The following is an 11357-nucleotide window of genomic DNA, read 5'->3' on the forward strand; positions in this document are numbered from 1 at the left end:
CGTGGTTCCGCCCGTAGAGGTTAGCCTGCGTTACAGGCTAATTTTGCCGCCACCTCCTGATGTTCACCCTTTATTGAAAACTCGCATAACTTACCTCGAGTAATAAAGGTAAAGATCACTATCGTCAGGCAAATAATAAAGACAATGCCTAACGCAGTTTTTAATGGCGTCATGCCTTTTACTCCTTGTCAAAAAAAGAATAAGAGGCTACTCTCAACTTGTTGGAGTTGAGGGAGAGTAGCCTCGGGTTGTACTGACCCCAAAAAGTTGGACAGTTAAACACGAGGCGCATAGGTCTGGGTTCGATATTCAATTGGACTCAGACCTTTTAATTTCAGGCTAATTCTTCTGCTGTTGTAGTATTCAATATATTCCGTAACAGCATCCTTCAGCTCGCTTATATTACTGAACTCGTCAAGATAAAAACACTCCGACTTTAAGGTTCCAAAGAAACATTCCACGACTGCATTATCCAGACAATTGCCTTTCCTGGACATGCTCTGTGTAATGCCTTGTTCTTTAAGGATGTTTTGATACCTTCTCATACGATACTGCCATCCCTGGTCAGAGTGCAGAATAGGATGCTCGTGAGGCTTAAGCTTTTTGAATGCCTGATCGAGCATATTCTCGACCATGTTCATCACAGGTCTTTCCGACAGGCTGTAAGAAATAACTTCGTTGTTGAAGAGATCTATTACTGGAGACAAATACAGCTTGCGCCCATTGACTGCAAATTCAGTAACATCGGTAACCCACTTCTCGTTTGGCCGTGTAGCCTTGAAATCCCTTTGGAGAACATTAGGGGCGGTTTGCCCTACCTCTCCTCTGTAGGAGCTGTATCGCTTGACCTTAATCGCTGCCTTAAGCGAGAGGGTTCCCATCAGGCGCTGAACAGCTTTATGGTTAATCCGTTCCCCGTCTCGATGGAGAGACAACGTTACCCTGCGGTATCCGTATCGACCTTTATTCTCGTGATAAATCTCACCAATACGCTTTTTAACATCCGCATACTTATCAGGCTTGCTGAGAGCCTTTAGATGGTAATAAAACGTACTGCGCGGTATCTCCGCTGCCCTGAGAAGCTCATCAAGAGGGTAAAACTGCCTTAGCTCATTGAGTACTTTCACTTTTTCGCGGGATGAGCTAAGGCTTTCAGCTTTTTTAGATACGTAAGCCGCATTTCAAGGAATCGAACTTGTCTTTCAAGATCCTCAATACGTCGGTCTTTCGACAGCTCCAATGCTAACGCCGCTTTTTCTGGATCAACTGACATTGTAATGTTTCTTTTGGTGCCGATCTTGAGTGCGCGTAAACCAGCTTCTCCGTGCTCCTCATAGACTTTCAGCCACTTGGCTACAGAACCACTACCAGCAAGCATAAAGTGAGCAGCAGCCTGATTGAGGGACATCTGCTGCTCGGTCACGGCTTTCACGACCTTAATGCGCAACTCTGGATCAGCACTAACGCCTTTAGGTTTGGGAATTAAACCTTTTTCTCCATGTTTTTCATAGAGGGCAACCCATGTCCTGACCTGGGTTCGGGGTACACCAAAACGGGCAGAGATGATCCTGTAACCATCATCAGTTGTGAAGTAGTGATTCACGACTTCAAGGCGCTTTTCGAAGGGGTATTTTGGCTTTGACATATCAGGGACTATTCCATTTCATCGTCCAACAAAATGGGTGCAGTACAGGTAAATGAAAATTTCCCGGGGCTTTCTACTTTCTGTCCCTCAACAATGCTCAAGACAGAAAGTCTTAAGCACCCGCCGCACATCTTATCCCTCTGAATTAAAATGCAAAGATGTAATTCTTTTTCGCGAAAATTACATTATTTCTGCGAGCCGCTTTCCAGAATAATAATTGATATATTTGATGAGTTAATCGGAAATAAAAAGGGAGTGAATATCTCACTCCCTTTATTCACTGATGAATTAACGGCTTCAACCCATTGCGCTTTCGCGCAGTCGGGCTTTCAGCTTGTTATATTCGTCGATGACATACTGTTCTGCAGCGTGCTGATCCGCAATCGGCTCCACGCGTACGGCACAGTATTTATACTCCGGCGTTTTGGTTATCGGGCTTAAGTTCTCCGTGACCAGCTCGTTACAGGCGCCAATCCACCACTGGTAGGTCATATAGACCGCCCCTTTGTTCGGACGATCGCTGACCTGCGCTCGGGTAATGATCCGGCCTTTGCGCGAGTTCACCCACACCAGCGCTTCATCCTCAATGCCGAGGCGCTCAGCGTCGGCGGTGTTGATTTGCGCGTAGCCCGGTTCGTCCGCCAGCGCCGCCAGCGCGGCGCAGTTACCCGTCATCGAACGGCAGGAGTAGTGGCCCACTTCACGCACGGTGGAGAGCACCATCGGATACTCGTCGGTGAGTTTATCGATCGGCGCGACCCAGTCGCAGGTGAAGAATTGCGCCAGCCCGTTCGGGGTGTCGAACTTCTCTTTAAAGAGGTATGACGTCCCCTGGTCGGCTTCGGACTCATCGCGACACGGCCACTGGATGTACCCCAACTCACCCATTTTTTCATAGGTTGCCCCGTAGAAGTCCGGGCACAGATTGCGCAATTCGTCCCAGATCTCCTGAGTGTTGTTGTAGTGCATCGGGTAGCCCATGCGGGTGGCGATTTCGCTGATGATCTGCCAGTCCGTTTTCAGGTCCCACTTCGGCTCGACCGCCTTAAAGAAGCGCTGGAAGCCGCGGTCCGCCGCCGTGTAGACGCCTTCATGCTCGCCCCAGGAGGTCGACGGTAGAATCACATCCGCCGCCGCCGCGGTTTTAGTCATGAAGATATCCTGGACAATCACCAGCTCCAGATCCTCAAACCCTTTGCGCACCGCAGACAGCTCGGCGTCGGTCTGAAGCGGATCTTCACCCATGATGTAGGCCGCACGCACCTCGCCGTGCGCCGCGCGGTGCGGCAGCTCGCTGATGCGATACCCGGTGTGTTCCGGCAGGCTTTCCACGCCCCAGGCCTTCGCGAACTTAGCGCGGTTTTCCGGGAACTTCACGTACTGGTAGCCCGGGTAGGTGTCCGGCAGCGCGCCCATATCGCAGGCGCCCTGGACGTTATTCTGCCCACGTACCGGGTTGACGCCGACGTGCGCTTTACCCAGATTGCCGGTCAGCATCGCGAGGCTTGTCAGAGAACGCACGGTTTCCACACCCTGATAGAACTGGGTCACGCCCATTCCCCACAGGATGGCGGCGGTTTTCGCCCCGGCATACATCCTTGCCGCCTGGCGGATCTCCTGCGCGCTGACGCCGGTGATTGTTTCCACCGACTCTGGCGTATAGCCTTCGACAATTTTCCGGTACTCTTCAAAGCCTTCCGTACGGGTCGCGACAAACGCCTGGTCGTACAGGTTCTCCTCAATAATGACGTGCCCCATTGCGTTCAACAGCGCGATGTTCGAGCCGTTTTTTAACGCGATGTGCATATCCGCAATGCGCGCGGTTTCAATTTTGCGCGGATCGCAGACGATGATTTTCGCCCCGTTCTGCTTGGCGCGAATAACGTGGTTCGCGACGATAGGGTGAGAATCCGCCGGGTTATAGCCAAAGATGAGGACGAGATCGGTGTTATCTATCTCGTTGATGGCATTACTCATTGCGCCGTTACCGACCGACTGGTGCAGACCTGCAACCGATGGGCCGTGTCAGACGCGAGCGCAGCAGTCGACGTTATTGGTTCCAATAACGGCGCGCGCGAATTTTTGCATCACATAGTTGGTTTCATTCCCCGTCCCGCGTGAGGATCCGGTGGTCTGAATCGCATCCGGGCCATACTTGGCCTTGATGGCGCTCAGACGCGTGGCGACGTAATCCAGCGCCTCGCTCCAGGAGACGGCTTCCAGCTTGCCGCCGCGCTCGCGGCGGATCATAGGGGTTTTCAGGCGCGGGGTGAGGATTTGGGTATCGTTTATAAAATCCCAGCCGTAGTAACCTTTCAGGCATAGCGTGCCCTGGTTGGTTTTCCCCTGTGCGGCCTCCGCCCGGACGATTTTGCCGTTATCGACCACCAGGTGGATCTTGCAACCTGAGGCACAATAAGGGCAAACCGTGACGACTTTTTTCATCAGTCTGCTCCAGTTAATCGAATCATTCGCACCCACTATGCAGCTTCTATGCCATGTTTTTTGTATGGGTATACCCTGACTTTACGGTCCCTTCGCGGTGAAAACCCTGACAAAAAGCAGCCAATCGTCAAAATTGACGTGTCGACAGGGCAGCGGATGTGACATGGGTTGAATTTCCGTCACTGAAAAAACCATTTGACTGGAGCCGACGGCAGAATGGTTCAGACTTAACATAATCCCCTGACGGAAGCATACGATGAAACCGGCGATCCTGGTGGTTGATGACGATACGGCAGTCTGCGAACTGCTTCAGGACGTGCTGAGCGAGCACGTCTTTAGCGTGCTTGTCTGCCATAACGGCCAGGATGCACTGCGGCAGGTACAGCAGGAGCCGAATATCGCGCTGGTGCTGCTGGATATGATGCTGCCGGATATCAACGGCTTACAGGTTTTGCTGCAGCTGCAAAAGCAGCGCCCGGCGCTGCCGGTGATCATGTTAACCGGGCTGGGCAGTGAGTCAGACGTGGTGGTGGGGCTGGAGATGGGGGCTGACGATTATATCGGCAAACCTTTCAACCCGCGCGTGGTGGTCGCCCGCGTAAAAGCGGTATTGCGCCGTACCGGCGTGCTGGCGGCGGAAGTTCCCGCAGCGCCCGTCGCGGGCATTGCTTTTAACGGATGGACGCTCGATACCACCCGCTGTGAGCTGAGCGATCCGCAGCGTAACCCTGTCCCCTTAACCCAGGGCGAGTACGGCCTGCTGCTGGCGCTCACGCAAAATGCCCGTCGGGTGCTGAGCCGTGACCGGCTGCTTGAGCTGACCCACAGCGAAAGTGCGGACGTGTTCGACCGCACGATTGACGTGCTGATCATGCGCCTGCGCCGGAAGATCGAGGCGAATCCGCATCAGCCTGCGCTCATCAAAACCATCCGTGGGCTGGGCTATGTGTTTGCCACCGATGTTTCCCATAGCGAGAAAGCGGCCTAGGTATTCTCTTTGATAAACAGCTGCAGCTCGGCCAGCGTTTTCGCGCCGTCAATCGCGTTGGCGGCCAGCAGGCTGGCCCGCGCGCAGGCGTGTGCCAGATAAATGCTCTCCGTGAGCGGGAGCGATTCATGGCAGCCGTATAAAAACCCCGCGCAAAACGCATCGCCCGCGCCAACGCTGCCGACAATCTCTTTCTGCTCCAGCAACCATGATGGGATCCAGCGACCTTGCTCACCCGGCGCTTCGCCCCATGCGCCTTCCGGACAGTGGATCACCACCCGCTGACGCACGCCTGCCGCCAGCAGCTGCGTCGCGGCATCGGCGATATGGGCGATATTCAGCGCATCGTCGGCGTCGCGCATCTCCAGTCCGCTAAACTCCCCGGCTTCCAGCTCGTTAATCACCAGATAATCAAGGTGGCGCAGGGCAGGGAGCACCAGCGGCTGATAGCGCGGGTCGCCCTTGCGGGAAACCAGATCGAGCGACGTTTCATACCCCTGGTCGCGCATCTGCGCCAGCAGGCGCGCGCTGCGGGTGCCAAACTCGTCATCGGGCATATCCAGGCTGTCGAGCAGCAGCAGGTAGCCGAGATGGAAGATCTTCATCGATCCGTCTAAGCGATCGAAGGCGGGAAGATCCAGCAGGCGGTTGGCGCCCGGCGAGTGGAAGAAGGTGCGCTGTCCGCTGGGATCGGTCATCACCTGCGACATGGAGGTCGGGGCAAAGGTGGTGCGCTGAACCCGCTGGCGGTTGACGTGGTACTGGTCGAGCATCGCCAGAATGTAGTCCCCGTCGGCATCTTCACCAATCAGCCCCACCGCCTGCAGCGGCAGGCCAACGTGCATTTTCGCCAGCGTCAGCAGCACGTTGAGCGGCGCGCCGCCGGTTGAGCGTTCGCTGTGGGTGATTTCCGCCAGCCAGCCGCGCTCCGGCCACTGCACGATCTGGTGGACGTGATCCACCAGCATGTTGCCTGCGGCGATGATGCCTTTGCGTTCCATTATGCCTGCCCCGCGCTGCCGAAGATGCGCATCTGTTCGGCGACCGTATCGGCAATCGCCTCTTCTATCCCCAGCAGCAGCTCGGCAAATTCATCGTACAGCGGCTGGCGGTTCGCCATGCGCTGCTCAACGGCGGCGAGTGCGGCCTGCGACATGCCGGTATAGAAGTTAATTTTATGAATGCCGAGCTCGATGGCGCGGCGGAAGTCGGCATCGCTAATCCCGGAGCCGCCGTGTAAAACCAGCGGCAGGCCCGTCTGCTGGCGAATGGCGTCCAGGCGTGGGAAATCGAGTTTTGGCTCGCCCTTGTATTTGCCGTGCGCGTTGCCGATGGCAACCGCCAGCGCGTCAATGCCGGTTGAATCGACAAACTCGCGCGCCAGCTGCGGGTCGGTAAAGAACGCTTCATCCGCATGCCCGTACAGCGCGCCGCCTTCATCGCCGCCGACCGCGCCCAGCTCCGCCTCCACCGACACGCCGACCGCGTGGCACATCTTCACCACCTCCCGCGTCTGGCGAATATTCTCCTCATAGCTCAGCGTAGAGCCGTCGAACATTACCGAGCTGAACCCTAAGCGCAGGGCGCGCACCACCGCCTCGAAATGCAGGCCGTGGTCGAGGTTGAGCACCACGGGAATATCGTGACGGGCGGCTTCGAACTTAACCGCTTCGACAAGCGAATCCAGGGAGACGTACTTAAAGTGCACTTCGGCGATGTTGATGATAAACGGCGAGCGTTCCTGCTGCGCGGCGGCGAACAGCGCGCGCAGGAAGTGGGAGTCGAGCACGTTAAACGCGCCCAGCGCGTAGCGATGCGCCCTGGCGTGCTCCAGACCGTCGGCAAGAGAGATCAATGGCATCATTTACTCCTTATATCCGGAACAGGTTGTACTCGTTGCACAGCACCAGCAGCGCCGGTTCGTCTTCTTCGATGTTGTTATAGCGGGCAACGGGCTGCAAAAAGTGGTTGTCGTGCTCGTCGTCGTTTATCGATGACACCTCCCCAACCAGCACGTCGCCGAAGCCGCGTTCGCCCCAGAAGCTGTGGTACAGAGTGGGTGTCAGGCAGATGCTTTCCCCTGGCGTGAGGCGCAGCTGGCTGCCGGGCGCGTGGGTCTGACGACAGCCGTCGACGGTGACCGTCACGTCGGTGTTTTCCGTCTCTTCATGCGCCCCGGCATTCCATAACTCAATAATCAGATTCCCGCCGCCCCGGTTGATGATGTCTTCCCGCTTGCGCCAGTGAAAATGCATTGGCGTCACCTGGCCGTCGCGCACGTGCATGATTTTTTCGGCATAGCACTTTTCATAAGGCACGCCGTTGGGCGAGCCGTTGCGCAGGGTAAACAGCGTCAGGCCCTCAGCGGCAAAGCTGTTGCCGCCGAACGCCGTCACGTCCCAGCCGAGCTTGAGGTCGAACACTTCCTGCCATGCGGCCTGGTCAAGCTGCTGCCATTTCGTGGGCGGGAAGCTGGCAAACGGCGGGAGGTGCACGTCGTGCATGGAAAAAAACTGTCGCGTGTGGCCGAGAATTTCATTGATGTCGGAGCGTTTCATGGGGACTCCTGGCTTTTTTTGCAAAACCCTAGCCCTCCCCCTCAAGGGAGAGGGGGAGTAAGTTCCCTCTCCCTGTGGGAGAGGGTTAGGGTGAGGGCATCAGGCCGCACCGAAGTTACTTAACCGTCCAGCCCTTATACGTGCCGACGTTCTTTTTATCGATCATCGTCACCGGGATCAGCACAGGCGCTTTCGGCGCAGGTTTGCCCTGTAGAATGTCATAGCCGATCTCCACCGCTTTTGCCGCCATCACCTGCGGATCCTGCGCCGGGGTCGCGACAAACAGCGAGTTTTCGCGCTTCAGCGCTTCCTCGCCGTCCGGGCTGCCATCCACGCCGACGATAAAGAACTCGTTGCGCTGCGCCTGCTTCGCGGCCAGATCGGCGCCGATCGCCGTCGGATCGTTAATCGCAAACACGCCGTCGATCTTCGGATTGGCCGCCAGCAGGGAGGTCATGACTTCCAGACCGCCTTCACGACTGCCCTTGGCGTTTTGGTTATCCGAGAGCACCTTGATATCCGGATGTTTTTTGAATTCCGTCTGGCAACCTTCCACGCGGTTTTGCACCGCAGAGACCGGCGGTCCGTTGATGATCACCACGTTGCCTTTGCCTTTCAGGCGATCGGTAATGTACTTACAGGCCATTTCGCCCGCCTGGGTGTTATCGGAGGTGATGGTCGCATCCGCCCCTTCCGCCGCCACGTCAACCGCAACGACCACGATCCCGGCGTCCTTCGCGCGCTTCACCGCCGGGCCGATCCCTTTGGAATCTGCGGCGTTGAGGATGATCATGTCCACCTTCGCGGCGATGAAGTTATCAATCTGCGCCACCTGCTGGCCCAGATCGTAGCCGCTGGAGACCAGCGTCACCTTGACGTTATCGCCTGCCAGCTTGCGCGCTTCCAGCTCGGCACCTTTGGTGATCTGCACGAAGAACGGGTTGGCCAGGTCGCCCACCGTAACGCCGATGGACTTCAGATCTTTTGCCTGCACAAACGGCGTTGCGGCAAGCAGCGCGCCAGCACAGAGCGCGGTCACTAACAGTTTCAAACGCATGTTGTTTTCCTCGAAGCTGTAGGGTTTTGTTGTTATGCACTTTGATGGTGTCGGGTACGGTATTTGTCGATCAGCACCGCTATGATGATCACCGCCCCTTTGATCACCAGCTGCCAGAAGTAGGAGACGCCCATCAGCGTCATGCCGTTGTTGAGGGTGGCGATGATCAGCGCGCCGACCAGCGTGCCGGTGATCGTGCCGATCCCGCCGACGAAGCTGGTGCCGCCGAGGATCACCGCCGCAATCGCATCCAGCTCGTAGCCCGTGCCGAGGTTGCCGTTGGCGCTGTAGAGGCGCGAGGCGCTCATCACGCCGCCAAGCCCGGAGAGCAGGCCGCTCATGCCGTAGACAAACAGCAGCACCAGCCAGACCTTGATGCCGGTCAGTCGCGCCGCCTGCATGTTGCCGCCCACCGCGTAGATGTGGACGCCGAGCGTGGTGCGGCGCAGGATGAACCAGCAGATAGCAATCACCGCAAGGGCAATGACTACCAGCCACGGGATCGGGCCGAGGTAGTTATTGCCGATCCACTCGAAGCTGATGTTGGAGTTAATGACCGTCGTGCCGTCCGCCAGCAGATACGCCGCGCCGCGCAGCGCCGTATAGGTGCCGAGCGTCACGATGAAGGGCGGCAGCCCGGCAAAGGCCACCAGCGCGCCGTTGAACAGACCTAGCACCATGCCGAGCATCAGCGCGGCCGGAATGGAGAGCATCGCAAATTCAGGGATAAGCGAGACCACCATCGCCGCTACCGCCGTGGTACCCAGAATCGAGCCCACGGAGAGGTCAATCCCGCCGGTTAAAATGATGAAGGTCATTCCCGCCGCCAGCACGATGTTGATCGACGCCTGACGGGTAATGTTGAGCAGATTGCTCTCGGTGAAGAAGTTCGGGGCGATAAAGCCAAATACCGCCACAATCAGGATAAGAATCGGCAGGATGCCGACCGTTTGCATCAGATCGCTCATCAGCATTTTTTTGGCGGAGGCGGATTTCGCCACCTGCTGCGGATGGGTTGGAGTTGTCATGATTGCACCGCCTGATGATGAGTGTCGTTCACGCCGGTTGCCAGCGTCATAATGTTTTCCTGAGAGATGTCGCGCCCGTGGAGTTCACCCGCAATGCTGCCTTCCCGCATCACGTACACCCGGTCGCTCATGCCCACCACTTCCGGCAGCTCGCTGGAGATCATTAAAATCGCCACCCCTTTGCGCGCCATCTGGTTCATGATGCGGTAGATCTCGCTTTTCGCGCCGACGTCCACGCCGCGCGTGGGTTCGTCCAGAATCAGAATGCGCGGACCGATGGCCACCCAGCGGGAGATCAGCAGCTTTTGCTGATTGCCGCCGGACAGCCCGCCCGCGCGAACCTGCGAATGGGGCACGCGGATGTTAAGCAGGGCAATGGCGTCATCGGAAATGGCCTGCGCTTTTTTGCGGTTTAACATACCGAAGGTCGCGTCGCGCTCCAGCGTCGCCATGGTGATGTTCTCCTGCGCCGCCAGCTCCAGAAACAGCCCCTGCTCCTTGCGGTTCTCGGTGAGAAAACCGATGCCGTTCTCGATGGCCGCGCGCGGGGAGTGGATCACCACCGGCTCGCCGTCGACCTCAATCATGCCGCCGGTGGCTTTACGCACGCCGAAAATCAGCTGCGCCAGCTCGGAGCGCCCGGCCCCCACCAGGCCCGCCAGCCCAACGATTTCGCCGGAACGGACCTGCAGGCTGCACGGCTGTACCTTTTTACCGTCGGTGAGGTGGTGGACGTTGAGGCGCGGGCTGCCGAGGGGAATATCACGTTCTTTGTTGAACAGGTCGCTTAACGGGCGGCCCACCATCATGCGCACCAGCTCGGAGGCGTTTAGCTTGTCGCGCGTCAGGCTGCCGACGTACTGCCCGTCGCGCAGAACGCTGACGCGATCAGAGAGTTCATACACTTCCGCCATGCGGTGGCTGATATAGATGATCGCCATCCCTTCATCGCGCAGGCGCAAAATCAGTTCAAACAGGCGATGCGTTTCCCGCGAGGAGAGGGCGGCGGTGGGCTCATCCATCACCAGAATGCGGCTGTTGCGGTGCAACGCGCGGGCGATTTCCACCTGCTGCTGCTCGGCGATGGTCAGCTTCATCACCAGGTCGGTGGCATTGAACTGTGCCCCGAGGCGCTCAATCACCGCCTGCGCCTGGGCGGCCATCTCTTTGCGCTGCACCATCCCGCCGCGCGACAGCTCGCTGCCAAGAAAGATATTTTCGGCAACGGTCAGGTTGGGCGCGAGCTGCATCTCCTGATAAATCAGGGTAATGCCTGCGGCCAGCGCATCTTTCGGCCCTTTAATGTGAAACGGCTGACCGTCGATCAGGATCTCACCGCTGGTGGCGGTATAGGCTCCCGCGAGGATTTTCATCAGCGTGCTTTTTCCCGCGCCGTTTTCGCCCATCAGCGCGTGGATCTCTCCGGGAAAGACCGTCAAATCCACACCCTTGAGCGCGTGGAAACTGCCAAACGTTTTGGCAATGCTGCGCATCTCTAATACCGGGGTTCTGCTCATGGCGGATCTCCTGCGAATGCCGATATCTGCACTTCATCACAGGTGCGTAAATGCAAAATGTCAGAAGCTGTTCATATTTGTCATAGTTATGAATAGCTAATGTAGATCACAGTTATTGA

10 protein-coding genes are annotated in these 11357 nt (G+C 57.2%); 1 reads left to right on the top strand and 9 read right to left on the bottom strand.

The window, feature by feature from the left end; genetic code table 11:
* Positions 1 to 20: 20 nt before the first annotated feature.
* From NI40_RS01690 to fdhF, 3 genes are all read right to left on the bottom strand, one after another.
* Entirely contained in the window at positions 21 to 173 is a 153-nt protein-coding gene (locus tag NI40_RS01690; protein ID WP_032644722.1) for a Hok/Gef family protein, read from the bottom strand.
* A gap of 102 nt (positions 174 to 275) precedes the next feature.
* A protein-coding gene (locus tag NI40_RS23560; RefSeq protein WP_139152900.1) for an IS3-like element ISKpn8 family transposase occupies positions 276 to 1645 on the bottom strand; the annotation gives its coding sequence in 2 pieces (ribosomal slippage) (positions 276 to 1165 and positions 1165 to 1645; 1371 coding nt in all).
* Between the two features lie 297 nt (positions 1646 to 1942).
* Positions 1943 to 4090: a formate dehydrogenase subunit alpha gene (gene fdhF / locus NI40_RS01705; protein ID WP_080338159.1), complete on the bottom strand. Its 2148-nt coding sequence runs from the start codon at positions 4088 to 4090 to the stop codon at positions 1943 to 1945.
* Between the two features lie 256 nt (positions 4091 to 4346).
* Here fdhF and NI40_RS01715 point away from each other — a divergent pair, with 256 nt between their 5' ends.
* On the top strand, positions 4347 to 5078 hold the full coding sequence (locus NI40_RS01715) for a response regulator (RefSeq protein WP_029740750.1): 732 nt from the start codon (positions 4347 to 4349) through the stop codon (positions 5076 to 5078).
* On the opposite strand, the gene NI40_RS01720 is transcribed toward NI40_RS01715, so the two are convergent.
* The 6 genes from NI40_RS01720 to NI40_RS01745 form a co-directional block, all read right to left on the bottom strand.
* Positions 5075 to 6079: a carbohydrate kinase family protein gene (locus NI40_RS01720; RefSeq protein ID WP_039262394.1), complete on the bottom strand. Its 1005-nt coding sequence runs from the start codon at positions 6077 to 6079 to the stop codon at positions 5075 to 5077. The genes NI40_RS01715 and NI40_RS01720 overlap by 4 nt on opposite strands.
* The gene (locus NI40_RS01725) at positions 6079 to 6939 is read right to left on the bottom strand and encodes a ketose 1,6-bisphosphate aldolase (protein WP_039262393.1); all 861 of its coding nucleotides are present in this window, start codon (positions 6937 to 6939) and stop codon (positions 6079 to 6081) included. Before NI40_RS01725 ends, NI40_RS01720 begins: the two co-directional genes overlap by 1 nt.
* A gap of 10 nt (positions 6940 to 6949) precedes the next feature.
* The gene (locus tag NI40_RS01730) at positions 6950 to 7636 is read right to left on the bottom strand and encodes a D-lyxose/D-mannose isomerase (protein WP_039262392.1); all 687 of its coding nucleotides are present in this window, start codon (positions 7634 to 7636) and stop codon (positions 6950 to 6952) included.
* Between the two features lie 115 nt (positions 7637 to 7751).
* A complete protein-coding gene (locus NI40_RS01735; protein ID WP_039262391.1) occupies positions 7752 to 8693 on the bottom strand; it encodes an ABC transporter substrate-binding protein in 942 nt (313 codons plus the stop codon).
* Between the two features lie 32 nt (positions 8694 to 8725).
* Positions 8726 to 9721 carry an ABC transporter permease subunit gene (locus tag NI40_RS01740; protein ID WP_032662554.1) on the bottom strand — a complete coding sequence of 332 codons (996 nt, stop codon included), beginning with the start codon at positions 9719 to 9721 and terminating at the stop codon, positions 8726 to 8728.
* Positions 9718 to 11238, bottom strand: a complete 1521-nt coding sequence (locus NI40_RS01745) for a sugar ABC transporter ATP-binding protein (protein ID WP_039262390.1) — start codon at positions 11236 to 11238, stop codon at positions 9718 to 9720. Before NI40_RS01745 ends, NI40_RS01740 begins: the two co-directional genes overlap by 4 nt.
* Between the last annotated feature and the right edge of the window lie 119 nt (positions 11239 to 11357).

Source organism: Enterobacter sp. E20 (assembly GCF_000801755.2).
GTDB classification, from domain to species: Bacteria; Pseudomonadota; Gammaproteobacteria; order Enterobacterales; family Enterobacteriaceae; genus Enterobacter; species Enterobacter asburiae_B.

Bases quoted from the DNA above. Each gene is read 5' to 3' on its own strand.
- NI40_RS01690 (WP_032644722.1), bottom strand. From the start codon at position 173: ATGACGCCATTAAAAACTGCGTTAGGCATTGTCTTTATTATTTGCCTG.
- NI40_RS01715 (WP_029740750.1), top strand. From the start codon at position 4,347: ATGAAACCGGCGATCCTGGTGGTTGATGACGATACGGCAGTCTGCGAA.
- NI40_RS01720 (WP_039262394.1), bottom strand. From the start codon at position 6,079: ATGGAACGCAAAGGCATCATCGCCGCAGGCAACATGCTGGTGGATCAC.
- NI40_RS01725 (WP_039262393.1), bottom strand. From the start codon at position 6,939: ATGCCATTGATCTCTCTTGCCGACGGTCTGGAGCACGCCAGGGCGCAT.
- NI40_RS01730 (WP_039262392.1), bottom strand. From the start codon at position 7,636: ATGAAACGCTCCGACATCAATGAAATTCTCGGCCACACGCGACAGTTT.
- NI40_RS01735 (WP_039262391.1), bottom strand. From the start codon at position 8,693: ATGCGTTTGAAACTGTTAGTGACCGCGCTCTGTGCTGGCGCGCTGCTT.
- NI40_RS01740 (WP_032662554.1), bottom strand. From the start codon at position 9,721: ATGACAACTCCAACCCATCCGCAGCAGGTGGCGAAATCCGCCTCCGCC.
- NI40_RS01745 (WP_039262390.1), bottom strand. From the start codon at position 11,238: ATGAGCAGAACCCCGGTATTAGAGATGCGCAGCATTGCCAAAACGTTT.